Source organism: Nisaea denitrificans DSM 18348, from assembly GCF_000426505.1.
GTDB classification, from domain to species: Bacteria; Pseudomonadota; Alphaproteobacteria; order Thalassobaculales; family Thalassobaculaceae; genus Nisaea; species Nisaea denitrificans.
The window spans coordinates 71,621-95,254 of record NZ_KE384531.1; the positions used below are offsets into that span (position 1 = coordinate 71,621).

General features: G+C 60.6%; 22 protein-coding genes. 13 read left to right on the top strand and 9 right to left on the bottom strand.

The genetic code is table 11. The features are described from left to right. Window positions 1–7: 7 nt before the first annotated feature. The gene (gene secA, locus K328_RS0117355; protein WP_028467059.1) at window positions 8–2,728 is read right to left on the bottom strand and encodes a preprotein translocase subunit SecA; all 2,721 of its coding nucleotides are present in this window, start codon (window positions 2,726–2,728) and stop codon (window positions 8–10) included. A 188-nt stretch (window positions 2,729–2,916) separates the two neighbouring features. Then, the gene (locus K328_RS0117360; protein WP_028467060.1) at window positions 2,917–4,104 is read right to left on the bottom strand and encodes an FkbM family methyltransferase; all 1,188 of its coding nucleotides are present in this window, start codon (window positions 4,102–4,104) and stop codon (window positions 2,917–2,919) included. Between the two features lie 332 nt (window positions 4,105–4,436). Here K328_RS0117360 and K328_RS0117365 point away from each other — a divergent pair, with 332 nt between their 5' ends. The 6 genes from K328_RS0117365 (at window position 4,437) to mutT (ending at window position 10,048) form a co-directional block, all read left to right on the top strand. Next, entirely contained in the window at window positions 4,437–5,582 is a 1,146-nt protein-coding gene (locus K328_RS0117365; RefSeq protein ID WP_028467061.1) for an alpha-hydroxy acid oxidase, read from the top strand. A 222-nt stretch (window positions 5,583–5,804) separates the two neighbouring features. Then, window positions 5,805–6,719 carry a hypothetical protein gene (locus K328_RS0117370; RefSeq protein ID WP_028467062.1) on the top strand — a complete coding sequence of 305 codons (915 nt, stop codon included), beginning with the start codon at window positions 5,805–5,807 and terminating at the stop codon, window positions 6,717–6,719. 161 nt (window positions 6,720–6,880) lie between these two features. Next, the gene (locus K328_RS24615) at window positions 6,881–7,813 is read left to right on the top strand and encodes a peptidylprolyl isomerase (protein WP_051285034.1); all 933 of its coding nucleotides are present in this window, start codon (window positions 6,881–6,883) and stop codon (window positions 7,811–7,813) included. 20 nt (window positions 7,814–7,833) lie between these two features. Next, window positions 7,834–9,066, top strand: coding sequence for a bifunctional glutamate N-acetyltransferase/amino-acid acetyltransferase ArgJ (gene argJ, locus K328_RS0117380; protein ID WP_028467063.1), 1,233 nt, complete (start codon window positions 7,834–7,836; stop codon window positions 9,064–9,066). 11 nt (window positions 9,067–9,077) lie between these two features. Then, window positions 9,078–9,635, top strand: coding sequence for a GNAT family N-acetyltransferase (locus K328_RS25980; RefSeq protein WP_051285037.1), 558 nt, complete (start codon window positions 9,078–9,080; stop codon window positions 9,633–9,635). Further along, window positions 9,632–10,048, top strand: a complete 417-nt coding sequence (mutT, locus tag K328_RS0117390) for an 8-oxo-dGTP diphosphatase MutT (RefSeq protein WP_028467064.1) — start codon at window positions 9,632–9,634, stop codon at window positions 10,046–10,048. Before K328_RS25980 ends, mutT begins: the two co-directional genes overlap by 4 nt. Before the next feature lie 86 nt (window positions 10,049–10,134). Here the strand turns inward: mutT and K328_RS0117395 are convergent, their stop codons facing one another. Both K328_RS0117395 and K328_RS0117400 read right to left on the bottom strand, forming a co-directional pair. Then, entirely contained in the window at window positions 10,135–10,899 is a 765-nt protein-coding gene (locus K328_RS0117395; RefSeq protein ID WP_028467065.1) for an SDR family oxidoreductase, read from the bottom strand. Window positions 10,900–10,986: 87 nt separating this feature from the next. Next, a complete protein-coding gene (locus K328_RS0117400; protein ID WP_028467066.1) occupies window positions 10,987–11,658 on the bottom strand; it encodes a hypothetical protein in 672 nt (223 codons plus the stop codon). A gap of 112 nt (window positions 11,659–11,770) precedes the next feature. Between K328_RS0117400 and K328_RS24625 the strand changes: the two genes are divergently transcribed. The 4 genes from K328_RS24625 to K328_RS26455 all read left to right on the top strand — a co-directional run bounded on the left by K328_RS24625 (window position 11,771) and on the right by K328_RS26455 (window position 15,638). Then, entirely contained in the window at window positions 11,771–13,348 is a 1,578-nt protein-coding gene (locus K328_RS24625) for a gamma-glutamyltransferase family protein (RefSeq protein ID WP_051285038.1), read from the top strand. A 76-nt stretch (window positions 13,349–13,424) separates the two neighbouring features. Then, window positions 13,425–14,744 (top strand): adenylate/guanylate cyclase domain-containing protein, encoded by a 1,320-nt coding sequence (locus K328_RS24630; RefSeq protein WP_051285040.1) that lies wholly within the window; start codon window positions 13,425–13,427, stop codon window positions 14,742–14,744. 30 nt (window positions 14,745–14,774) lie between these two features. Then, the gene (locus K328_RS26965) at window positions 14,775–14,996 is read left to right on the top strand and encodes a hypothetical protein (RefSeq protein WP_205620701.1); all 222 of its coding nucleotides are present in this window, start codon (window positions 14,775–14,777) and stop codon (window positions 14,994–14,996) included. An 84-nt stretch (window positions 14,997–15,080) separates the two neighbouring features. Continuing rightward, entirely contained in the window at window positions 15,081–15,638 is a 558-nt protein-coding gene (locus K328_RS26455) for a GNAT family N-acetyltransferase (protein WP_084608376.1), read from the top strand. Between the two features lie 196 nt (window positions 15,639–15,834). On the opposite strand, the gene K328_RS24635 is transcribed toward K328_RS26455, so the two are convergent. The 3 genes from K328_RS24635 to K328_RS0117425 are packed head-to-tail and all read right to left on the bottom strand — an operon-like array spanning window position 15,835 to window position 18,923. Continuing rightward, window positions 15,835–16,527: a DUF2268 domain-containing putative Zn-dependent protease gene (locus K328_RS24635; RefSeq protein WP_051285042.1), complete on the bottom strand. Its 693-nt coding sequence runs from the start codon at window positions 16,525–16,527 to the stop codon at window positions 15,835–15,837. A 17-nt stretch (window positions 16,528–16,544) separates the two neighbouring features. Further along, the gene (gene amrB / locus K328_RS24640) at window positions 16,545–17,933 is read right to left on the bottom strand and encodes an AmmeMemoRadiSam system protein B (RefSeq protein WP_051285044.1); all 1,389 of its coding nucleotides are present in this window, start codon (window positions 17,931–17,933) and stop codon (window positions 16,545–16,547) included. A 51-nt stretch (window positions 17,934–17,984) separates the two neighbouring features. After that, window positions 17,985–18,923, bottom strand: coding sequence for an AEC family transporter (locus K328_RS0117425; RefSeq protein ID WP_028467067.1), 939 nt, complete (start codon window positions 18,921–18,923; stop codon window positions 17,985–17,987). Window positions 18,924–19,025: 102 nt separating this feature from the next. Between K328_RS0117425 and amrS the strand changes: the two genes are divergently transcribed. Further along, window positions 19,026–20,162, top strand: a complete 1,137-nt coding sequence (amrS, locus tag K328_RS0117430) for an AmmeMemoRadiSam system radical SAM enzyme (protein WP_084608378.1) — start codon at window positions 19,026–19,028, stop codon at window positions 20,160–20,162. Here amrS and K328_RS24645 read toward each other — a convergent pair. Beyond that, window positions 20,159–21,058: a helix-turn-helix transcriptional regulator gene (locus K328_RS24645; protein WP_084608379.1), complete on the bottom strand. Its 900-nt coding sequence runs from the start codon at window positions 21,056–21,058 to the stop codon at window positions 20,159–20,161. The two genes, amrS and K328_RS24645, sit on opposite strands and share 4 nt — an antisense overlap. Window positions 21,059–21,219: 161 nt before the next feature. Between K328_RS24645 and K328_RS0117440 the strand changes: the two genes are divergently transcribed. Together K328_RS0117440 and K328_RS0117445 are read left to right on the top strand one after the other, a co-directional pair. Beyond that, window positions 21,220–21,684 carry a flavodoxin domain-containing protein gene (locus tag K328_RS0117440; protein WP_028467069.1) on the top strand — a complete coding sequence of 155 codons (465 nt, stop codon included), beginning with the start codon at window positions 21,220–21,222 and terminating at the stop codon, window positions 21,682–21,684. Window positions 21,685–21,777: 93 nt separating this feature from the next. Then, the gene (locus K328_RS0117445) at window positions 21,778–23,325 is read left to right on the top strand and encodes a benzoate-CoA ligase family protein (RefSeq protein WP_028467070.1); all 1,548 of its coding nucleotides are present in this window, start codon (window positions 21,778–21,780) and stop codon (window positions 23,323–23,325) included. Between the two features lie 40 nt (window positions 23,326–23,365). Here K328_RS0117445 and K328_RS0117450 read toward each other — a convergent pair whose 3' ends face one another. Continuing rightward, entirely contained in the window at window positions 23,366–23,578 is a 213-nt protein-coding gene (locus tag K328_RS0117450) for an RSP_7527 family protein (RefSeq protein WP_028467071.1), read from the bottom strand. Between the last annotated feature and the right edge of the window lie 56 nt (window positions 23,579–23,634).

A 23,634-nucleotide genomic window follows, 5' to 3' on the forward strand; every position in this document is an offset into this window, starting at 1 on the left:
CGCACGCTCAGAGTTTACCGTGGCATTGCTTGAATTTTTTGCCAGATCCACAGGGGCATGTAGCATTCCGCTGAACCTTGCCCCAGGTCGACGGGTCCTGTGGGTCGACGCTGACCGCACTTTGCCGGGACCGGACCATGGTTTCCCCGTCCGCTGAATCGCCTTCTGCGCCTTTGGCAAGGGCAGGATCTTCACGGCCCTCATGCATTTCCGCTGAGGCACGCTCCGCCGCCATGCGCGCTTCCATTTCCTCGGGTGTCGCCTGAATGCGGATCTCCAGATGGGAGAGCACACCACAGACAGTCTCGCGCAGACCGGTCAGCATGCCGTCAAACAGATTGAAGGCTTCGCGCTTGTATTCGTTCAGCGGGTCCTTCTGGGCATAGGCACGCAGATTGATGCCCTGGCGCAGATGATCGAGCGATAGCAGGTGCTCTTTCCACTGCTGGTCCAGGATCTGCAGGAGCAGGCTTTTTTCCGCCATGCGCAGGACTTCGGGGCCGTAATTCGCGGCCTTCTCGGCCATCGCACGGTCCGATGCCTTGGTGATCCGCTCGAGGATCTCCTGATCGGCGATGCCTTCTTCCGCTGCCCATTCGGTCACGGGAAGGTCGAGCGCAAGCAGTCGCAGGCATTCCTCGTGCAGGGCCGGGATATCCCATTGTTCGGAATAGGCGCCTTCCGGAATGCAACGGGCCACCAAATTTTCGATCACCTCGTGCCGCATGTCGGCGACGGTCGCGGCGATTTCCTCGGCGCGCATGATGTCCTTGCGCTGCTCGAAGATCACCTTTCGCTGATCGTTCATGACGTCGTCGTATTTCAGCAGCTGCTTGCGGATGTCGAAGTTACGGGCTTCGACTTTCTGCTGGGCTTTCTCGAGGGCCTTGTTGATCCAGCTATGGACGATCGCCTCGCCCTTCTCCAGGCCGAGACGCTGTAGCATGCCGTCCATGCGCTCGGAGCCGAAGATCCGCATCAGGTCGTCTTCGAGGGACAGGAAGAACTTGGAGGCGCCCGGATCTCCCTGACGGCCGGAACGGCCACGGAGCTGGTTGTCGATGCGCCGGCTTTCATGTCGCTCGGTACCGATGACATAGAGGCCGCCGGCCTCCAGAACTTTTTTCCTCGCCACCTCGACCTCGGCTCGGATAGCCTCGACCTTTGCTGGATCGGCGTCTTCACCGAGCTCCAGCGCGATCCGCATGTCGGCGTTGCCGCCGAGCTGAATGTCGGTGCCGCGGCCCGCCATGTTCGTGGCGATGGTGATTGCGCCCGGCTGACCGGCCTGGGCGACAATTGTTGCCTCCTGTTCGTGGAAGCGGGCATTCAGGACCTTGTGCTCGATCCGGCGCTTGTGCATCAGGCCGGAGAGCAACTCCGACTTCTCGATGGAGACGGTGCCGACCAGCACCGGCTGACCCTTTTCGCGGCATTCCGCGATGGTGTCGATGATGGCGTCCCACTTCTCCTCGGCCGTGCGATAGACCTCGTCGTCATAGTCTTTCCGCGCGATAGGAACATTGGTTGGCATCTCGACGACTTCGAGATTGTAGATTTCAGCGAACTCGGCAGCCTCGGTCATGGCCGTGCCGGTCATGCCGCCCAGCTTCGGATAGAGGCGGAAATAGTTCTGGAAGGTGATCGAGGCCAGCGTCTGGTTCTCGTTCTGGATGGTCACCTGTTCCTTGGCTTCAAGCGCCTGATGCAGTCCCTCGGAATAGCGTCTGCCTTCCATCGCCCGGCCGGTGAACTCATCGATGATGACGACCTTGTCGTCTTTGACGATGTAATCCGTGTCCTTGGCGAAAAGATGGTGCGCGCGGAGCGCCTGGTTGGCGTGGTGCACCAGCGAGATGTTGTTGATGTCGTACAACCCGCCTTCTTCCAGCATGCCGGCGTTGCTCAGCAGCTCCTCGATATGTTCCTGCCCGGCCTCGGTGAAGGCGACGGTGCGCTGCTTCTCGTCTTTTTCGTAATCTTCCGGAACCAGCCCGGGGATCACGGTGTTCATGGCTGTGTAGGTGGCTGAACTGTCCTCGGCCGGGCCGGAGATGATCAGCGGAGTCCGCGCCTCATCGACCAGGATCGAGTCAACTTCATCGACAATGGCGAAATTGAAGTCGCGCTGGACCATGTCCTCCAGACGGAACTTCATGTTGTCGCGCAGATAGTCGAAGCCGAATTCGTTGTTGGTGCCGTAGGTCACGTCGGACTCGTAGGCGGCCTTGCGCTCGGCGTCGTTGAGGCCATGCACGATGCAGCCGGTTGACAGGCCGAGGAAGTTATAGATCTGGCTCATCCAGCCGGCGTCGCGTTTAGCAAGGTAGTCGTTCACGGTAACAACGTGGACTCCCTTGCCCTCGATGGCGTTCAGATAGACGGCGAGAGTGGCGACAAGGGTCTTGCCCTCACCGGTCTTCATCTCCGCGATCCGGCCCTGATGCAGCACCAGGCCGCCGAGCAGCTGAACATCGAAATGCCTCTGACCGAGCGTCCGCTTCGCCGCTTCGCGAACAGTCGCGAAGGCTTCGGGCAGAATGTCGTCGAGACTTTCCCCGTCGTTCAGACGCTGCCGGAATGCATCAGTCTTGCCTGCAATAGCCGTATCGTCGAGCGCCGAAATTTCGGGCTCCAGCGCGTTGATCGCGTCGACGGTTTTTTGCAGACGTTTGAGTATCCGCTCGTTTTCCGAGCCGAAGATGGCCTTGGCGAGTGCGCCGAACATGCCGACCTCTGATATGGAAACGGGTACCCGGCTAAAAACCGGGTGGCTGACAGATAGGGGGTCGCGCAAACTCTGTCAACGCGCCCGGTCCGGAGGAGCGCTAGGTCAGATGTGCCCGATGGCGAACGAAATGTTTTCGCGCGACAATTTAAGCGTGCCCCAACTAGTCTTCGGAACGCTCTTTTGCGTTAACCCCGTAAGCAATTCATGTTCTTCAGGTCATCTCCGACTTTGCATGTGAACCCGGCCGCTTCGATGGTGCGAAGTGCTGCGGCGTTTCTGGGGTCCTCAATACGAATCTCCAATCGGATCGAGCGGAGTCGGGAGTCGTTCAACGTATGTTGCATTCCCGCGATAATTTGATGTTCGGTGCCGTCGACATCGATCTTGATATGGTTGGGGAAATCGACAAGGCCTTCGGAGATAAGGTCATCAAGGCGATATCCTTGTACCTGCTCTATGGAATTCCCGTTCTGTGCTGCATCAGTATCCGAGCCGTCGAAGGCCTGTGTCGCAGCTCCTGGATATTGACGCTGATACGATAGTGCCCCTTCTTTGGTTGTATCAGAAAGTGCTACGCGAAGCGGGGTTACCAAGTTGGTGGCGTTATTGAGGGAGATGTTTCTTTGTAATTCTGAATAATTAACGGAATATGGTTCGAGTGAAAACACGCGACATTTTTTCGTCTTTGCAGCAACGATCGAAAAAGATCCAATATTAGCTCCGATATCGATGAAAATATCGTCATGATTAAATGAAGAGATCAATCGTAGTAGGCCCGGCTCGTGTGCAAAAAAGTACTTAAGCCTGAAATCAATGAAATTGTTCGAAACATGGTGTTTTACAAGAGTCCCGCCAATTAAAATTTTTGCAATATTGTTTTTAATTTCAGCAGATCTTGCCGTTCCTCCAAAATTGATATTAGCGGAACGTCTGCCAAATTCCTCAGATAATCGGGCTAAAACGTTCCATATGGGTTCTTCGTTGTCTATCATCATGCACATTGTTTTGAAAATCACACAATTCAGGAATATATTATCTGTCCATTCTGTGGAGTTGACGCCGTGCAGAGGAAGAAACCTATTTTCTACTTTATTGAATATTTCGGAAAAATCTTCCTTTGCCATGGGTTGAAGGTCCAACATTTCCTTCGCGGAGCCGACGGAATTCATCAAGCTAGCCACTAAGTCGGAAACGCGTGTGTGCAGAAATTTGCTCGACGGGAAGCGCACCAGAGCGCGATCGAGAATATAGATTGCTTCTAATGGCCGTTTGTTTGCGATGGACGCATCGACCGTAGCAACACACTCGCTTTTTGAAGCTTGGTTCAATCGGAGTCGGTCGTGAAATTGGGCTGGCATTTCGGACAGAATCATTTGCAACACATTTCAATAGTTGATGTTTAGCCAAGTTTCACCGCGCGCAAAATTAAGAGGTGCGCGACTTAATTCCGTCCCGGCTTCTTGCATGATGCCGGGACGGAACGTTTTGCGTATGTGGTCGTGCCCAGCCTCGCTCGTCTTGTATCGTAGAGAAGCAATTGACGTCAGGCCACATTGAGTACCGACATAGATGATCGGCGACTATTTCAGACAATTCTGGTGTCCAAGCTCCGCAGCCTTGCTCTGTGAATTTCCCGTTACACGCCGCTTCAACTTGGTTTAGCACTTAGATTACCGATCACCATGGCCACGGCGTGCGAGGAAAAATGAGACTTTCCGATTGTCATAATTTCCAGGACTTCCGCAACTTGGCCCGACGCCGTCTGCCTGGCCCGATCTTCAATTACATAGACGGGGCCGCCGATGACGAGGTGACCTACCGGCGCAATACGGAGAGTTTCGAGCGCTGCGATCTGGTGCCGAACATCCTGCGCGGGGTGGCGGATGTCGATATGTCCGTGACGGTGATGGGGCAGAAGCTCGCCATGCCGATCTATTGTTCGCCGACGGCCCTGCAGCGGCTTTTTCATCATGATGGTGAGCGGGCCGTGGCCGCGGCGGCGGCGAAGTTCGGGACCATGTTCGGGGTTTCCTCCCTCGGCACGGTCAGTCTCGAGGAATTGCGCCGCAAGCACGACAACCCGCAATGCTACCAGTTCTACTTCCACAAGGACCGGGGCCTGAACAAGGCGATGATGGAGCGGGCCAAGGAAGCAGGCATCAATGTCATGATGCTGACCGTGGACAGCATTACCGGCGGCAACCGGGAGCGCGATCTCAGGACTGGCTTCTCCATTCCCTTCCGCCTGACCCTCGGCGGCATGCTGCAATTCGCCATAAAGCCGATGTGGGGCATCAATTACGTCACGCACGAAGCCTTCAAGCTTCCGCAGCTGGACGAGCATGTCGATATGGGCGGCGGGGCGATGTCGATTGGACGGTATTTCACCGAAATGCTCGATCCCTCGATGACCTGGGACGATGTCGCCAAGATGGTCGAGCTCTGGGACGGGCAGTTCTGCCTGAAGGGCGTGATGTCAGTCGAGGACGCGAAGAAGGCGGCTGATATCGGCTGCACCGGCATCGTGATCTCGAATCATGGTGGCCGGCAGCTCGACGGCTCGCGCTCTTCTTTCGATCAGCTCGACGCCATCGTGCAGGCGGTCGGCGACCGGATCGACGTCATCATGGATAGCGGCGTGCAGCGTGGCACCCATGTCCTGAAGGCACTTTCGCTCGGCGCCAAGGCGGTGGGCGGCGGACGCTTCTATCTCTATCCGCTTGCGGCGGCCGGACAGCCTGGTGTCGAGCGGGCTCTCACCCTGATGAAGGCGGAAATCGAGCGCGACATGCGTCTGATGGGCTGCAGCAGCGTCAAGGATCTGACACGGAATTCCGTGGCTTTTCGCTGAGATCGGTGGGGTTGTGATGCGTTCCGTCAGGGACGCTCCGCCGCCATGAATCGTGGGGTGTCACGACGTGTTCTCGGTATGAGTGTGAATCAAGCTGCAATGCGTGTTACATTAGGCATTCATTTTAAAGAAAATCGATTTCTGGAGATGATTCGAAATTACGATTAATTTAGGTTAAAATTCGTTAATGCATTTGATGCATTACCTAGAAAGGGTGAGCGCATGATTGATCGGATCACCGGATACACGTCCGGGGTGATCGCGCCGACAGCAGGGCGGAGAAGCCGCCAGGTTGCTGGAGAGGCGCTCAATCAGAGAGTTTTGCCGCGCCGTGAAGAACGGCGCGACCGAAACAGTGCGAGCGATCAGGATTCCAATCATAACCGCAGGCAAAGCGATGCGGACGAAAGCGTTGTAGAGGTCCGTCTCTCCGGTGGGGCGGGTTCCACGTCAACGTATCCGCAAGCCCGGTCGCGGTCGCCCTATGCGGCAAATCCTTATGCGAATGCGACGGCCCCGTCTTCGTCGTCGAGTTCTGACGATGTGCTGATTTCCCGGTCCACTGCGGTCCTGCTGACGGAGGATCTCAGCAGCCTGATCCGCCGTGCGGTCACCAATGTCGGGCTGCTCGTGCATGGTCTGATGCAGGTTCCGGATAGTGCCTCCCACGATGTTGAACGGCGTTTTCATATCGCCGCGCTGAGTGCGGTGCGGTTGGGGCGGGAGCGGTATCTCCGGAAGGCTGGCAGCGCGAACAGCAATCCGCGCGGGCTGGCGTTCGAAAACATTTCGGTGCGCTATGACGGGCTGCGCGGTACGGCGACAATCGAGATCGGTGCGGCTGATTTTCTGGACCGCATCGACATGCGGGCGACCGGGGTTGTGTTCGATGTGCGCGGCAACGCCGCGGTGCATGATGCGCGTCCGGGGATTTTCGTCGATACCGGCGCACACGGAGCGGCCATCGCCAACAGGATCATCGAGACGGTCCGGCGGGATTTGCCGCTTTTTGGCGGAAGCGATGACACAGAAGGCGCCATTGTCCTGATCCGCGCCGATAACAGCGATTTCTCGGATCACCGCGCTCCGGCAGAATGGCTGCGCTTCGATCTGATCCTGCCGTTCCGCAAGCCCTGATATTCAGCCGCCGTTACCCGCGCATTTGTCATATTGCAGGCCGCAAACGCGTCTTGCCGCTCCCTGGTCGATCTGATAGGGCTGCTCGTCGCGCGGAAGCCGGGCTCCCGCGTTATTTCAAGAACAAAGCGCGGGCCGAAGGTCCGGTGAAAGGCGCCTTAATGAAACATCTCCGCTTCCGGTCAGCCCTGTGTGTCCCGGCTTTGCGTTTCTCGTTGACGGCACTGCTTCCAGTCCTGGCCCTGAGCGCGATCCTGTCGGCCTTCCCAGCGGCCGCACAGACCACAAATGCCGCGCCCCAAACCAAACCGGCCGAGCAGGTAGCGATCGATCCTGCGACCACCGTCGTTGCGACCGTTGGCGGCGAGCCGATTTTTCTTTCGGAAATCCTTCAGCAGATCCAGCAGCTGCCGCAGCAGTATCAGCAGGCGCCGATGGAGCAGATCTATCCGCCGATGCTGGACCGGGCGATTGATTCGCGCCTGATCGCGGAAGCGGCGCGCAAAGCGGGGATTCAGGACCGGGACGAGGTCAAAGTGCGGGTGAAACGGGCTGAAACCGACATCATCTCCGAGGTCTATATGACCGATATTGTGAAGGATGCGGTGGACGAGGACGCGTTACGCAAGCGCTACGAAGAGACGATCAAGGGTGATGCCGATGCAGGCGAAGAAGTCAAAGCCCGCCATATTCTGGTCGCCAAAGAAGACGATGCGAAAGCCATTATCGAAGAGCTGAAGAAAGGCGCCGATTTCGCCAAGCTCGCAGCTGAGAAATCCACCGGACCGTCCGGTTCCAGCGGTGGCGATCTCGGTTACTTCACGGCCGATGCCATGGTCCCGGCGTTCTCCGAGGCGGCCTTTGCCATGAAGGCGGGTGAATTCACGCAAACGCCGGTGAAGACCCAGTTCGGCTGGCATGTCATCAAGGTTGAAGACCGGCGCGCCGTGCAGCCGCCGAGCTTCGAGCAGGTGCAGCCCCAGCTGGCGCAGGACATGACCCGCGAAATCCTGACCAAGGCGGTCGAGGAACTTCGCTCTGGTGTTGATATCAAGCGTTTCGGGCCGGACGGCTCCGAACTTCAGACGAAATAGTCTTTCACAGGACCCCGACCATGACCGACCAGGTTTCGCCGCTCGCTCCTGCCTCTTTTCCAACACTTCCGGCAATTGCCGGCGTGCGTACCGCAACGGTCTTGTCCGGGATCAAATACAAGAACCGGGACGACGTGCTGGTTGCCGAGCTTGCGCCCGGAACCACCGTCGCCGGAACGCTGACCCGTTCCACGACACCGGGCGCGCCCGTGACCTGGTGCAGGGACATCCTTGCCAAAGGCAGTGGGCGCGGGCTTGTCGTCAATGCCGGCAACGCCAATGTCTTCACCGGCGCCATTGGTGATGCATCGGTGCGGGAAACCGCGTCTGCGGCGGCGGGTGTGCTCGGCTGTGCGCCGGATGAGGTATTTATCGCCTCGACCGGGGTGATCGGCGAAATCCTGCCGCATGACAAGATCATCGCCAAACTGCCGGATGCGAAATCCAAGCTGACCGAAGGTGGCTGGGACGCGGCGGCCGGCGCGATCCGCACGACGGATACCTTTGCGAAGGGCGCCAGTGCCACGGCCGAGATCGACGGCAAGACGGTAACCATCGCCGGTATCGCAAAGGGCTCCGGCATGGTGCAGCCGAATATGGCCACGATGCTGAGCTTCGTCTTTACCGACGCGGCGGTTCCGGCGGCAATCCTGCAGGAAATTCTTTCTCCGGTTGTCGACAGGACCTTCAATTCCATCACCGTCGACAGCGATACATCGACCAGCGACACGCTGTTGCTGTTCGCGACCGGTTCTGCCGGGAATGCGGCTCCGGCCTCGGCGTCGGAGCCGGCACTTGATGGCTTCAAGCAGGCCCTGGAATCGGTCCTGCGCGAGCTGGCCCTGCTCGTGGTGCGAGACGGTGAGGGCGCGCAGAAGCTGATTGAGGTGCGCGTTACCGGCGCTGTCTCCGATGACTCCGCGCGCAAGATCGCGCTCTCGATTGCCAATTCACCGCTGGTGAAGACGGCCATCGCGGGCGAGGACGCGAACTGGGGACGAGTGGTCATGGCCGTCGGCAAGTCCGAACAGCCGATCGATGTCTCCAGGATCAGTATCGGCTTCGGCGGTGTCGATATTGCCGTCGATGGCAAGCGGAACCCGAATTATGACGAAGCGCCGGTAGCCGCCCATCTGAAGGGGCAGGAAATCGGCATTGACGTTTGCGTCGGTGCCGGAGACGGTACCGCGACCGTCTGGACCTGTGACTTGACCCACGGCTATATCAGCATCAACGCGGATTACCGGAGCTAGGGTTCCGTCCGATGGAAAGCGTGACGACGGAACGGCTCGCCTTCCGGGCTCCGGAGCCTAGTGATGGCGATGTGCTCTATGCGCAGATGAACGATTTCGGCATCGTCAGATATCTGACCTCCGTTCCGTGGCCCTACACGCGCCCGGATGCCGATACCTATATCGAACGTGCGCGGGCCGGGCGTGCGGAGGAAAAGGGACTCTATTACCTGATCCTCGATCGGGATACGTCGGAGCCTGTCGGCACCATCGACCTGCGTTTCGACCCGGAAGAAACAGCTCATTTCGGCTACTGGCTCGCCACACCGGTCTGGGGGCGGGGCTATGCCAGCGAAGCGCTTGCAGCCCTGCTCGATTTCGGCTTCGGTGCGCTCGGGCTGAGGCGGATCTGGGGCGCGGCGATGCCGGACAACCCGGCCTCGATCCGGGTGATGGAGAAATGCGGGCTTGTCCATGCCGGCACGATGCGTGTGAAACGCCCGAATTTCGGTGATGAGGTTGATATGATGCAACTCGACATGCTGCGTTCCGACTGGCAGGCGCGCGGCGGGAAGGTTGTGCCGGTATGAGTGCCGCCACAGCGAAACCGATTGTCATGGTGGTTGCCGTCGGCCTGATCGATGCGGACGGGCGTGTATTGCTGGCGCAGCGGCCGGAAGGCAAATCCATGGCCGGGCTCTGGGAGTTTCCCGGCGGTAAGGTCGATCCGGGGGAAAGCCCGGAGGACGCGCTGATCCGGGAGCTGCAGGAAGAACTCGGCATCGACACGAAGGAGAGCTGCCTTGCGCCCTTCACCTTCGCGTCACATGCCTATGAAGATTTCCACCTGCTGATGCCGCTCTATCTCTGTCGCCGCTGGTGGGGAGATATCACGCCGCAGGAAGGGCAGGCGGTCAAATGGGTGCGTCCGATGCGTCTGAAGGACTACCCGATGCCGCCCGCCGATGTGCCCTTGGTGGCGATGCTGCAGGATTATCTCTGAGCCAAGTCAGCCCCGCCCGACCCAAGTCAGCCCCGCCCGACCCAAGTCAGCCCCGCCCGACCCAAGTCAGCCCCGCCCGACCCAAGTCAGCCCCGCCCGACAAAGGGCATCTTGGTTGCCATCACCGTCATGAACTGGACGTTCGCGTCGAGCGGCATGCGGGCGATATGGACCGCCGAGCTGGCCACATGTTCCACATCCATGCGCGGTTCGATCATCATCGAGCCGTCCGCTTGCGGCACGCCTTCGCCCTTGACCATGCGTTCGGTCATCGGCGTCACCGCATTGCCGATATCGATCTGACTGCAGACGATGTCGAAGGCGCGGCCATCGAGGGAGATCGATTTCGTCAACCCGGTGATGGCGTGTTTGGTGGAGGTGTAGGGCGCGGAATTCGGCCGCGGCGTATGGGCTGAAATCGAGCCGTTATTGATGATCCGTCCACCCTGGGGCTTCTGGGCTTTCATCATCGCCATGGCGCGCTGGGCGCAGAGGAATGAGCCCGTCAGGTTGACGTCGACCACGGCTTGCCACTGCTCGGCGGTCAGCTCGTCCATCGGGATCGCCGGTGTGCCCATGCCGGCATTGTTGAACAGCAGGTCCAGCCGGCCGAAAGTCTTTTTCAGCGCATCGAACAGCGCGTCGACCTGGGCCACCTTGCCGATATCCGCCGGCACCGCGAGCATTGCCCCACCGCCCTCATGGGCCATCGATGCGGTTTCCTCAAGCGGCTCCAGCCGGCGACCGGCGAGAACGACATTGTAGCCTTCTTTCTGGAATGCCAGCGCGACTGCACGACCGACACCTGTTCCGGCCCCGGTTACGAGTGCGGTTTTTCCACTCCCCGACATTTTTTCCTCCCATTTTATTCGTTTGAGAGCGGGAGTGTGTCGCGCGCGGGGCAGCTTGGCACGCGGAAAAATGCAAAGGCTGTCGTGTCAGCTCGGATCGGGTTTCCGCTCGTCTGCGGGGATCTCCGGCAGGAAGGGACTGATCATGAGGTCCGGGTCCTGCGGCTCTTTGCCTGTGGGTTCCACGCTCGCGTCCCGATAGAGCCGGTTACGGGTCTCGTTCAGCTTCATAGCAAGATAATTCCCGTCGGCCCGGGTCATCTCCAGAAGCCGGTTCTTCAATTCGATCTCGATGTTATGCACTTCCTCGATCGATGCCTTTGTCGCGGGCATTTTCTCAAGCCTTTCGGTTGTCTCCTTGATCCAGTCGATGGATTTCTGCCGCGTTTGCTGCGCTTCGAGAACCAGTACCGAGAGGCGGTCGAGGATGTATCCGATCTGTTCTGAGTTCTGGTTTCCACAATAGGGGATCAGTTTTTTCAGGTAGTCGAAATCTTCCTGGGCCAGCTCGTGGAGCTTTTTCGTGAAGTAGGTGAATTCCAGATTCTCGACCGCCATGCCGCCTTTCAGCCGGGCCAGAATATTAATTGGCGCATTGCCGCCCGGGATTTTCGAGCAGTCCTCGTCGTTGACGTCCTTCGGGGGCTCGTCAGGCGGTGTCTGCTGCGCTCCGGCTGAATGCAGCGCGGAAAACTGCAGGCACAGCGCCGTCAGGATCGCGAGGACAGCCAAGCGGGCCGATTTCCCGTCGCTGGTCATTGGAACATCACCCTTTCTGACGTCCGAATTGCTTTTTACATACCATCGATATCACACTCAGGGTGTCGCACCCTCTTGCGGCAATGCAACCTTCATGCCCGGAGTACCTTTGATGAGCGTTCCCGCTTCCGTCGCCGCGTTCGAGCGGACCTATGAGACATGGCAATCGGAAAAGCCGGCGGCAACCGGTCCGCGCGGTGCCGTGGCCTCCCAGAATGTCGAAGCGGCCGCTGTCGGGCAGGCAATCCTGAAGGATGGCGGCAATGCCATGGATGCGGCAATCGGGACGGCCTTTGCCCTGACCGTTGCCGAACCCTGGATGAGCGGTCTTGGCGGTGGCGGCTACATCACGCTGTATTCGGCGAAGGAAAAGGCGGTCCGGGTCGTCGATTTCGCCATGAAGTCCGCCAAGGGGCTGAACCCGGCCGATTATCCGCTGGCTGAAGGCACCGGCGCCGATCTTTTCGGCTGGCCGGCGGTGGTGGACGACCGGAACGTTAACGGCCCGTATTCGATTGCCGTACCGGGCACGGTCGCCGGTTATGCGCTGGCGATGGAGAAATACGGAACCAAGAGCCTGGCCGATGTTATCGCGCCTGCTGCCGCACTCGCGCGGCGCGGGCACCGGGTGACCTGGTGGACCATGCTGATGTGCGGTGCCGACATGCCCGCACTGCAGAAAAGCCCGGCGACGGCGGAAACCTGGCTTCCCGGCGGCTTCCCCCCGGCAATGGGCGCCGACCCGGCACCGAAATTCCTCTCCCTCGGCAATCTCGCCGACACGCTTGAAGAACTCGCCCGGGACGGCGCGGAGAGCTTTTATCGCGGCGCTATCGGTGAACGTATCGCAAGGGACGCGGAACGGCTCGGCTCCTCTGTCCGGATGGCGGACCTAGAGGCCTACGAAGCGGAAATCCAGGAGCCGCTGTCGATGAGGCGCGGCGAGGCGACCTATCACGTGCCGGGCGGCCTGACAGCAGGGCCGAGCTTTGCCGATGCCCTGAAAGATCTGCCTGCCTTCACCAGCTCGGCGCCGGACGCGGAAACTTATGCCGCCTACGCCCGCACCCTGAAGGCTGCCTACGAATACCGGATGGAAAATCTCGGCCATGCCGGAGACCATGGCGACCGGAGCTGCACCAGCCATATCGCCGCCGCTGATGCCGAGGGCAATATCGTGATGATCACGACGACATTGCTGTCCCGCTTCGGCAGCCGGGTGCTGTTCCCGGAAACCGGCATCATGATGAATAACGGCATCAACTGGTTCGATCCGCGCCCGGGCCGGCCGAATTCGCTGAAGCCGGACACAAAGCCGCTCTGCAACATGGTGCCGGCTGTGGTGACGAAGGACGGCAAGCCCTGGTTCGGTTTCGGCGCTTCCGGCGGCCGCAAGATCATGCCCGCCGTCTACCAGCTCTGTTCCTTCATGAACGATTTCGGCATGGACATGCAGACCGCGTTGAACATGCCGCGTGTTGATCTGAGCGCCATCGACACAATCTATGCCGATACCCGCTTCGACGAAGCGACCATGGCGGCACTGAAGGCTGTGGCCCCGACCGAGAGCTGGCCGGCGACCACCTACCCGATCATGTATGCCTGCCCGCTCGGGGCAATGGTTTCCGATAGCGGGGTCACGGCGTCGGCGCATCCGACGACGCCGCTATCGACAGCACTCGCGGTCTAGCCTATGGCGCCGCGATCAGGCTGAATGCAGTGATTGCGGCGCGCACTTTTGTGCCCGCGTGAGCCGGGGACGAAATATGGCGGGTCGGGTGGCAAGGGAGCGGCTGCTGGTCGCGGAACGGCAGGGCCTTAAACTGGCGATCCTGTGCCGTACTGCCGCCATCGCGGTTGGCATGTTCTGGCTGACTGTCGGCTTGAACCTTTCCGGGTTCACGCCCAACCTGATGGCCCTTTCCGCGCTTGCCCTGTTCGCGGCCATCGGGATCGCCAGCTATGTTGTGATCGGTACGCGGTACGAGCGCTGGTGGCTGAAATATGCCCTCTACGCAAGCGACATCTTCGGGGTCTGTGCTGTCTTCGTTGTCATTCCGGTCAGCCAGTCCGCGCCGGAACTGCCGCAAATCCTCGCCTTCCGTGCCTTCGGCGTCCAGTTCCTGTTTCCACTGGTTGCCATGGCCTGCCTGACCCTGTCCTGGCGTCTGGTAGCCTGGTCCGGTGTGATCGCCGTCACCGGATGGTGGGCCGCTTTCGGTCTCGCCATTGCCGGGATGGAGCAGCGGCTTTCATGGGGCGACCTGTCTCCCGAAGCGACGGCGTCCGAGTATCTCAGCCTGTTTCTCTCCCCGGATTTCGTCGGCTACGGGACCCGGCTCCAGGAAACCGTGCTGCTGATGATCGCAGCCCTCATTCTTGCACTCGCGGTCTACCGGGCGCGCTGCGTTTTCGTGGCCCAGGTGGAGGCCGAGCTGGCGCGTGAGCGGGCAGTCCGGACCTTCGGCCGGTTCGTTCCCGAAACAATCGCAGAGCGACTGGCCTCGTCCCGCGGAGCTCTCGCGCCACAGGTGCGGCACGGGGTCGCGCTGGTGCTCGATATCGAGAATTTCACCGCCTATGCTGACGGCCGCCCGCCGGAGGAGGTGATCGAAACGCTGGGCGCTTTCCTCGCCCGCTCCGCCGAGGCGATTTCGAGGCGGGAAGGGGTGGTGATCAGCTTTACCGGCGACGGCCTGCTCGCTGCCTTCAACACACCGCTGAAGATCCGCGAGCCTGAACGGGCGGCCCTCGATGCCGCGTCCGATCTGCTGAAGTGCGCCGATGAGTGCGGGTTCCGCGTTCGCGTCGGCCTCGCCGCCGGGAAGATCGCATCGGGCCGTGTCGGCTCCGAGCAGCGGCAGGCCTTCACGATCTATGGCGACACGGTGAACCGGGCGGCCCGGTTGGAAGTTCTGGCGAAGGATGTCGGCGCGACCGTGCTGGCCGATGCCGGTGTGGCGGGGAAAGCAAGGCCGGATGATCTGCTTAAGCCGCTCGGCGAACAAAAAATCCGTGGGTTTGAAGCGCCGCTGGCGGTCTGGTCGAAACAGATGACAGCCTTGCCCGACGGGACGGCGAATTAGGGTGATAGCTGCACTTTTCCTCGTGCTGTCATGTCACGAATTCTGGGCGTGAAAGAAAAAACGGCCTGGATATTTGGTCACGCTGGCCGTGAAGGTTCGGCAAAATCGTCAAAATCAGGCACCAAGACAGTTGCGACGACAACATGGAACCCGATAGCCGTCATCGAACAGATGCTTGGGGTGCTCTGCTGTGCTCTTGGACGGCAGTTGCGCCGCATGCCCGAATGGGGATTGAATCGGCCATATGGTTAACGGCAGCTTCGAGCGGATCTTGACTCGTTTTACGTGATGGACAAGTGTTCGCTCGGATTTGCAAATGAGTGAATGTGACCACGAATGAAACTGCTCAAGCCCAGCATGGATCAAATTCCGGCTTATGTTGATGCGCTGGAGAGAGGATGGTCACCAGACAATTTGAGACCAGAAACAACACAGGAACAGCTTTCGAGGATCTCCAAGGACGCAGCATTATTTGTCTCTGGTCTGGATGATCCTACGGCGAAAGCGGGTCCAATAAGATTACCTGACGGGTCTGAAGTCCCGCGTCTGCCAAGTATCCGGCGCTGGCTGTGGGACGATGAGTTTTGTGGCCATATTGGTTTGCGTTGGAAACCCGGAACCGAGGATTTGCCGCCCACATGTTCTGGCCACATTGGTTATTCTGTAGTGCCTTGGAGGCAGGGAGAAGGATTAGCAACCGCTGCACTGATTGCATTTCTTCCAGAGGCGCACGCTTTCGGCCTGAAGTATGTAGATATCACAACCAGTCCCGATAACCCCGCGTCAATCCGGGTAATTGAAAAATCTGGTGGATCGTTGTTGCGGAGCTATACCGCCGCAAAATCACTGGGTGGGCATGCAACACTGCTGTTCCGGGTTTCACTGGCTGAGTGACACCGGGTTATTGAAAACCCCCATTGAGAATTGGGCGATGAATGGCAGTTAAGTCCGCCTTTCGATCCTTTACGGGATGTCACATGCCGTCACCGGGAGATGCCGGATCGCTGGCGTAGCGGACGATCCGCGGCTTCGAAGCACCGCTGGCGGTCTGGTCGAAACAGGTGACGGCTTTGCCGGGCGTGGCGGCGGGTTAAGCCGAGAGTTTGGCGAGTGCCGGTTTGAAGTCGGTGCTCGGTATGTCGACAAGGCCGGACGCGCTGAGGTCGGGATGGTCTTCAAGATATTGTCCGACCAGCTCATAGCCGAGCGTGTAGCCCAGCCAGCGCGGTAAAGCGCCGGTGCCGAACATCCATTCGCTTATATCTATCTCTTGCGAGCGCCAGTCGGCAGAAGATTCGAAGTGCTCTGTGGCACGCGGGATGAATTGACCAAGCTCGGATCTCGAAAGAGCTTGCTCCCACGGCTCCGGCGCGTTGCCGAAGAGTTCTTTGACGAATTGGCAGGCAAGACCTTCGCTCACGATGAGATCGCCCAGGGTTTTCGATCCGCCCGCACTGCGGAACCGTAAGACGTGGTTCATTTCGTGCGCGATCACCCGGGCCAGAGGTTCCCCGAGATTTTCTGCAAGCATCGGATGCTCGGGAGCGAGCCAGAGCGTGACGAGGTCTTCGTTCCCGCGACCGAGATGCCCTCTTTCCGGAATGACGGAACTGTTCCAGACGGCCTCAACCAGAATATCGACGACTGGTGGCTCGCATATTTTCGAAATGCGTGGATAGACGTCTTGCAGGGCGGCTTCGACATGCGGCTTCAAATCGTCGAGCTTGCCGCGCGCGTTGACGTAGTGGACATGCCAGTTCGCGGTCGGCCCGGTGCCGGTCATCTTGCGTATTCCTCTCCCTAGGAGCGATCCGAGAACGGCGCCCCGAAGCTCTCCGTTGTATAGCGGAACACCCGCAGGCTGTCGGACCAGTGGTCCATCGGCAAACCGGCCTTGCGCTTCAGGTTGCGGATGAAATCCTCGGCTTTCGGCAGGCCTTCCCAGACGCTCGGCAGGAACAGGCCGCGCTTGTTGCCCTCCTGCATGATCAACCCGTCCACGTCCGGCCGCGCTTTGGACACCAGATCCTTCTCGCTGGTGAAGGGCAGGGCGTGCGGGGTGGAGAGGATGGAGACGTGCAGGTCCGCCGTTGCCAGCTCCTCGGCGGTCAGCGGCGGGAAGCGGGGATCGCCGAAACCGGCCTTGTAGGCATTGGTGATGACATCCAGCAGCAGCGGCTGATGCGCGATCACGCTGCCGATGCAGCCTCGCAGCTTGCCGCCGATATTCACCGTGACGAAGCTGGCCCGCATGGCGGTCAGGCTGGGGGACAGGTTTTTGCCAAGCTGCGCGTCCGGCGGGCGGCCATGCTCGGCACCGAAGCGCAGGGCGAAGCGGGCGGCCTCGATCATCTGCTCCCGGTCAGCCTCCGGAATGCGCGCGCTCCCGGCATATTCCATCGCTGCCGCGCCATAGCCGACTACCCGGTCCTTGGGACCATGCGTGTCGCCTGAATTGCGGGTATCGAGCGCCGTCACCCGCATGTCCCGCCGCCGGGCGAGGCTGAGCGCACCGGCAATCGCCCGGTGCCCGCAGGCGCCTTTTCCGTCGATCTCTTCCAGCTTCAGCAGCTCGATCCGCTGCATGGTGCTGGCGTCGAGCGTGCGGGCGCTGTCGTAATCGAGGAAATGCGACAGGTCGGAGGAGACCGAAATCAGCGTTTCGGGCCCGCCCCAGACGGCATCGAGCGCCCGTGCGACGTCACCCGCACCGGCATCGCCGACCAGGATCGGTACGATCTCGAAATCACCGAGCACCTGCTGCAGGAAGGGGACATGAACCTCAAGGCTGTGCTCCCCCTCGAACACCCGGTCGGAGACGTGGAAGTTCGGCTGGGTCATAAGCGTGCGCAAAGCGTCCCAGGCAACCGGCACGGTGCCGAGCGGCGTCGCCCAGGCATCGGCACTGGTCGTCGCCAGCCCCTTGAACCCGACCCGGTGGGCCGGGCCGACGATAACCACGCGCTTGATGCTATCGCGGCGTCTGCCGAGCGGCTTGAACGCGGTCCCGGCAATGGGGCCGGAAAAGACATAGCCAGCATGCGGCGCGATGATGATTTTCGCATCCGGCACCGGCGTCTCCGCGGCGCCCGTGAGGCACTCCGTGACGATGTTCTCCAGCGCACCCGGCTCACCCGGATAGAAGGCGCCTGCGACATGCGGAGCACGGACGGCAGTGGTTGCGGTCATTTCCTGTTCCATGCACCGAATATAGGGAGCGATTGGTGCGAACGGGAGGGGTTATTGCCCGATTAGGTGTTGAGCGAGCAAAAGCGTCGCAGGCATGGTCACAAAAGACAACGCGGTCTGGATCGTCACGATCCCGGCCATTGCCGGTGCGTCTCCTCCCATGGCGCGGGCCAGCGTGTAGGCGCCCGCTGCCGTCGGCGAGGCGCCGAACAGCATGGCGGCCAGGAACAGGGTGGGCTCCAGCCCGATGGCGTAACCCGCAAAGGCCATTGCCGCCGGAAACACCATCATCTTGCCGACGACGCAGAACAGGGTCGCCTTGATATCGGTAGCCATGGCCCGGATCCGGATGTTGGCACCGACGCAGAGCAGGACGATGGGCAGGGCTGCGGCGCCGAGGATCGTCGTCATGTCGGTCAGGACCGGCACCTCGGCCCAGCCCATGAAGTTGAACGCCAGGCCAAGCCCGATGGCGAGCAGCAGCGGGTTGCGCGCCAGGTCCCGGAAAATCGCCGCCGTCAGGCTGCCGCCGTCCTTTTTGGCCAGCGCGGTTGCCATCAGGCAGACAACCACCACATTGGTAACCGGGATCAGCAGGGCTGTGACAAGCGCTGCGGTGCCGAGGATTTCGGCGCCGAAGACCTGCTCCCCCACGGCAAGCGCGATGAAGGTGTTGTGCCGGGAGCAGCCCTGCAGCACGGAGGTCCAGAGCGGCCGCTCCGTGCGGAACAGGAAGAACAGCAGCAGAGAGAACAGCACCGCTGCGCCGAACCCGCTATAGACCGCGACCGCCAGCCCGCCCAGATGCACGCCGGAAAAATCGATGGTGGCGATCTTGTTGAACAGCAGGCAGGGAAACAGCACCCAGTAGACCAGCTTGTCGTTCAGGTTCCAGAATTCGAGGCTCGGAATACCGCCCCGGCGGAGCAGGTGGCCGAGGACGATGAGCAGGAAAATCGGGGCGATGGGCAGGATGAGTGTGGAGAACAAGGAGCGATCCCGGGTTTGGGGAAGCGGTCAAAACCGGGGCGGAGTATAATCGTTTAAAAACCCGGGCGAGAACCCGGCGAGAGAACATTGCTGGTGAGCGAAATGGTCATGCACGAAGCGCCGGGCCTTGCCGAAAGCGCGCCTCCCGCGCTGAAGGGCAAAGGGCCTATTGTCGAGACGGAGTTCTGGAGCCTGCTGGATGACGGGCGGGTGCAGTGCGAGCTGTGTCCGCGGTACTGCAAGCTGAAGGAAGGCGCGCGCGGACTATGTTTCGTGCGGGCGCGGCAGAATGACCGGATCGTGCTGACCACCTATGGCCGGTCCTCGGGTTTCTGTGTCGATCCGATCGAGAAGAAGCCGTTGAACCATTTCCTGCCCGGCACGCCTGTGCTGTCTTTCGGCACGGCGGGCTGCAATCTGGCCTGCAATTTCTGCCAGAACCACGACACCTCGAAGAGCCGCGAGATGGACTCGATGCAGTCCGAGGCGCAGCCGGAGGCGATTGCCCGGGCCGCCGCCAAGCTCGGCTGCCGCTCTGTCGCCTTCACCTATAACGATCCGATCATCTTTCATGAATATGCCGACGATGTTGCCATCGCCTGCCGGGAAGCCGGGGTGAAGACCGTCGCGGTGACGGCCGGATATCTGACGGACAAGGCGCGGCCCGCCTTCTTCCGCAATGTCGATGCGGCGAATGTCGATCTGAAGGCCTTCACCGAAAGTTTCTACAAGTCGGTGACCAAGAGCGAGCTTGGTCCGGTGCTGGATACGCTGCTCTATCTGCGGCAAGAAACCGATGTCTGGTTCGAGATCACCAACCTGATCATCCCCGGCGAGAACGATAGCGAGCGGGAGATCGACGAGATGACCGGCTGGGTGGTCGAGCATCTCGGCCCCGACGTGCCGATGCATTTCTCAGCCTTCCATCCCGATTACCGGATGCTGGACAAGGAGCGGACGCCGTTCGATACCCTGGCCCGGGCGCGCCGGATCGCCCGCCGCAATGGCGTGCGCTACGCCTATACCGGGAACGTGCACGATCTCGGCCGGCAGAGCACCTATTGCAGCGGCTGCGGCGAGAGGGTGATCGGCCGGGACTGGTACGTGCTGTCGGACTGGAACCTGGATGAGAAGGGCTGCTGTACCGGATGCGGCACGAAACTCGCCGGCGTCTTCGAGCCGAAACCGGGAAACTGGGGGCAGAAGCGCCTGCCCGTCGATATCTCCGCTTTCGCCTAGGCGATCAGCTCACGCGCCGTTTCGGTCAGTTTTGCGAGACTGGACTCCGGCGTTTCGCCCGCCGTGTCGACGCTGGTCTCGGCCCGGTCATAGAGCGGGGCGCGGGCTTCGAGGATGGCGCGGAGGTCTGACATGGCTTCGCGGTTCTGGGCCATCGGGCGCATGTCACCCTGTTCGACAACGCGCTGCATATGTTCTTCCGGGCTTGCCTGCAACCAGATCGTGTGCGAGCGGCGCAGCAGCATGGTGTAGGTGTCCGTATTGGCGACAATGCCGCCGCCGGTGGAGATCACCGCTTCGTCATACTCGTTCAGGATGGCGTTCAGGCAGCGATTCTCGTAACGCCGGAAGGCCGGCTGGCCGGAGAGGGACAGCATCTCGCCGATGCTGGCGCCGTAGTCCCGCTCGATCTCCCGGTTAAGCTCGATGAAGGGAAAGCCGAGCGTGTCCGCCAGCGCCTTGCCGAGCGTCGTTTTCCCGGCGCCGCGCAGGCCGATCAGCGAAATCCGCCGTCCCCGCGTGCCGCTGCCGGCAAAACGCCGTTCCAGAATTTCTGCCGCTTCCGACAATTCCGACGGTGCCAGCGGCGCGAGCAGCGCCTGGATTTCCGCCAGCGCCGGATCGGTGCCGCCATGCGGGTCGGCGAGTTCCATCACGGACATGTCCATGGCGTCGGCCACCTGGTGCAGCACCGCAACCGACGGGTTGCCGCGGCCGCTTTCAAGTTGGGCAAGATAGCGTTCGGAGACGCCGGAATCCCGCGCCAGGATTTTCCGGGACATGCCGCGCTGCGCCCGCGCCGCGCGCACCCGATCGCCGAGACGGGTGAGGTAATCCTCGATCCCGAGAGTATTGCGGCGCTGGTGCGGCACTTCGCTGTGCGTTCTCTGCCTCATGGCCCTGGGACAGTTCCTTGCGGTTGTCGTACCGGTTTCCGATAAACCGGATGAACCTGAATTATCATTCTTTGCGCCTTACGATAACATGAATTATAGTGCGTGTCTGATTTAGCTCATATTACCAAACCGGGACCCGGCCGAAGAGGAGTATTCGAGGAATGAAGGTAAAGATTCTCGTTGCCACACAAGGCGGTACGGCAGATCTCTGCGCACAGGAGATGGTCGACATCCTGGAAGACCGGGGATATGAGGCGGAAGCGACTCTGATGGGAGATTTCGGTATCGAGGTCTTCGATGAGGGCGGTCACGTCATCATCTGCACCGCGACCTACGGGTATGGCGAGATCCCCGATAACGGCACCGAATTCTTCGAAGCTCTGGTTTCCGGAAAGCCGGACCTCGCGCGGGTCAGCTTCGCAGTCTTCGGTCTTGGCGATACGACATACGAAGACACCTTCAATTTCGCCGGCGAGAAATTCGACGCGATTCTCACGGAATGCGGTGCCGAACGTGTGATCGAGCGGCATATCCATGATGCCAACTCCGGTGCGCTCGCGGAAGACGAGGCCATCGAATGGATCGAAGGCTGGATCGGCGCGCTGCAGGCGAAAGCCGCCGCCTGATTCCCTGGCGCGGCGTCTCAATCTAAGAAAAATGGAGTGCCGGTAAACGGCACCCGTTCATTTCGGCCAAAACGGCCAAACTGGGAGGGACATATGGCGGAGGACGCCGTTGCCGCGCGTTTCTATAACGCGGCAGAAGACTTGATCGGCCGAAATCTCAAGGCGGGCCGAGGAGGCAAGACCGCTGTTATCGACAGTGGCGGCTCGTACACATATCAGGAGCTGGCGGACCGGATTGAGCGGTTTGCGAACGCCATCCGGGCGGCGGGTGTGCTGCCGGAGCAGCGCGTCATTCTCGCCCTGCATGACACCATCGATTTTCCGACGGCCTTTCTCGGGGCGATCTGGGCCGGTGCGATCCCGGTGCCGATCAACACCCGGCTGGCACCGCGGGACTATGCCTACATCCTGTCCGACAGCCGGGCCGAAGCCCTGTTCGTTTCCGACAATCTGATCGACTCCGTGCTCTCGGAAGTCGGGGCGGAGCCGCGCCATGTCGTGGTCTCCGGCGCCGACGTGGCGGGACGGCAATCCTTCGCGGATTTCATTGCGGCACCGGGGGACGACACGGCGCCTGAGGAGACCACGCCGGACGATCTTTGTTTCTGGCTCTACACTTCCGGCACGACGGGCATGCCGAAAGGCGCGGTGCATCTGCATTCCCACCTGATGGAGAGTGCCAATCTCTACGCCGTGCCAATGCTCGGTATTTCCGAGGAAGATGTCGTTTATTCGGCGGCCAAGCTGTTCTTCGCCTACGGGCTCGGGAACGGGCTGACCTTCCCCTTCGCGGTCGGGGCAACGGCAATCCTGCTGGAAGGCCCGCCCGCGCCGGCCGCAGTCTGCGAGATCATCCGGGAGCACAAGCCGACGCTGTTTTTCGGCGTGCCGACGCTGTACGGCATGCTGCTCGCGTCAAAGGATCTACCGGCAGGGGAGGAGCACGCGTTGCGGCTGTGTGTCTCGGCCGGAGAAGCGCTGCCGGAAGAACTGCTCAATCGCTGGAAACAGAGAACGGGCACGGAAATTCTGGACGGACTCGGCAGCACGGAAATGCTGCATATCTTCATTTCCAACCGGATCGGGGAGATCGTGCCGGGGGCGACCGGTAAGGCCGTTCCGGGCTATAAGTTGCGTCTGGTCGACGAGAACGGGGCCCACTGCAAGCCCGGCGAAATGGGCATTCTGGAGGTGTCCGGGCCGACAGCTGCGGTGATGTACTGGAACCAGCGGACCAAGAGCATCGACACGTTCCGGGGCGCCTGGACGCGGACCGGCGACAAGTATGTCGCGGACGAAAACGGGGTCTATACCTATTGCGGGCGCAATGACGACATGATGAAGGTCGGCGGCATCTATGTGTCGCCGTTCGAAGTCGAGGGCGCGCTGCTGAAGCACGAGGCCGTGCTTGAAGTCGCTGTGGTCGGCCATCCGGACCATGACGGTCTGATCAAGCCGAAAGCCTATGTGGTGCTGGCGGAAGGGGTCGATGCGTCAGATACGCTGACGGAGGATCTGACCGCTTTCGTCAAAAAGGATCTGGCGAGCTTCAAATATCCGCGCTGGATTATCTACGCGGATGAGCTGCCGAAGACGGCGACGGGAAAGATCCAGCGGTTCAAGCTCCGGGAAACCGCCTGATCGGCGATTTCCCGGCCTCGAACTCGGGGGAGGTATTAGTTTAGTGCTTCGGGGCGACCTTGATGGTCGGCTCGAAGCTCACCTTCTTCTGCATCGCGGCATGAAGGTCGAACAGTGTCGCGATGCTCCGACCAAGAGCGCGCAGCGCTTCGTGGACGGCTTTGGACCGCTCGGCGCGGCCGGCGGCGACATAACGCTCGACTTCAGAGAAGTTGATGGTTTCTCGATTAATGAGGGTTTTTGTAGCAGTCATAACAGTGCTCCTTTTGCTCGGCGAGCCCGCTGATTCTTGCTGCTTGGCCATTTGCG

What these genes read in the sequence shown, in the direction of transcription:
- secA (WP_028467059.1), bottom strand. Translation starts at nt 2,728, where the DNA reads ATGTTCGGCGCACTCGCCAAGGCCATCTTCGGCTCGGAAAACGAGCGG.
- K328_RS0117360 (WP_028467060.1), bottom strand. Translation starts at nt 4,104, where the DNA reads ATGATTCTGTCCGAAATGCCAGCCCAATTTCACGACCGACTCCGATTG.
- K328_RS0117365 (WP_028467061.1), top strand. Translation starts at nt 4,437, where the DNA reads ATGAGACTTTCCGATTGTCATAATTTCCAGGACTTCCGCAACTTGGCC.
- K328_RS0117370 (WP_028467062.1), top strand. Translation starts at nt 5,805, where the DNA reads ATGATTGATCGGATCACCGGATACACGTCCGGGGTGATCGCGCCGACA.
- K328_RS24615 (WP_051285034.1), top strand. Translation starts at nt 6,881, where the DNA reads ATGAAACATCTCCGCTTCCGGTCAGCCCTGTGTGTCCCGGCTTTGCGT.
- argJ (WP_028467063.1), top strand. Translation starts at nt 7,834, where the DNA reads ATGACCGACCAGGTTTCGCCGCTCGCTCCTGCCTCTTTTCCAACACTT.
- K328_RS25980 (WP_051285037.1), top strand. Translation starts at nt 9,078, where the DNA reads ATGGAAAGCGTGACGACGGAACGGCTCGCCTTCCGGGCTCCGGAGCCT.
- mutT (WP_028467064.1), top strand. Translation starts at nt 9,632, where the DNA reads ATGAGTGCCGCCACAGCGAAACCGATTGTCATGGTGGTTGCCGTCGGC.
- K328_RS0117395 (WP_028467065.1), bottom strand. Translation starts at nt 10,899, where the DNA reads ATGTCGGGGAGTGGAAAAACCGCACTCGTAACCGGGGCCGGAACAGGT.
- K328_RS0117400 (WP_028467066.1), bottom strand. Translation starts at nt 11,658, where the DNA reads ATGACCAGCGACGGGAAATCGGCCCGCTTGGCTGTCCTCGCGATCCTG.
- K328_RS24625 (WP_051285038.1), top strand. Translation starts at nt 11,771, where the DNA reads ATGAGCGTTCCCGCTTCCGTCGCCGCGTTCGAGCGGACCTATGAGACA.
- K328_RS24630 (WP_051285040.1), top strand. Translation starts at nt 13,425, where the DNA reads ATGGCGGGTCGGGTGGCAAGGGAGCGGCTGCTGGTCGCGGAACGGCAG.
- K328_RS26965 (WP_205620701.1), top strand. Translation starts at nt 14,775, where the DNA reads ATGTCACGAATTCTGGGCGTGAAAGAAAAAACGGCCTGGATATTTGGT.
- K328_RS26455 (WP_084608376.1), top strand. Translation starts at nt 15,081, where the DNA reads ATGAAACTGCTCAAGCCCAGCATGGATCAAATTCCGGCTTATGTTGAT.
- K328_RS24635 (WP_051285042.1), bottom strand. Translation starts at nt 16,527, where the DNA reads ATGACCGGCACCGGGCCGACCGCGAACTGGCATGTCCACTACGTCAAC.
- amrB (WP_051285044.1), bottom strand. Translation starts at nt 17,933, where the DNA reads ATGACCGCAACCACTGCCGTCCGTGCTCCGCATGTCGCAGGCGCCTTC.
- amrS (WP_084608378.1), top strand. Translation starts at nt 19,026, where the DNA reads ATGGTCATGCACGAAGCGCCGGGCCTTGCCGAAAGCGCGCCTCCCGCG.
- K328_RS24645 (WP_084608379.1), bottom strand. Translation starts at nt 21,058, where the DNA reads ATGAGGCAGAGAACGCACAGCGAAGTGCCGCACCAGCGCCGCAATACT.
- K328_RS0117440 (WP_028467069.1), top strand. Translation starts at nt 21,220, where the DNA reads ATGAAGGTAAAGATTCTCGTTGCCACACAAGGCGGTACGGCAGATCTC.
- K328_RS0117445 (WP_028467070.1), top strand. Translation starts at nt 21,778, where the DNA reads ATGGCGGAGGACGCCGTTGCCGCGCGTTTCTATAACGCGGCAGAAGAC.
- K328_RS0117450 (WP_028467071.1), bottom strand. Translation starts at nt 23,578, where the DNA reads ATGACTGCTACAAAAACCCTCATTAATCGAGAAACCATCAACTTCTCT.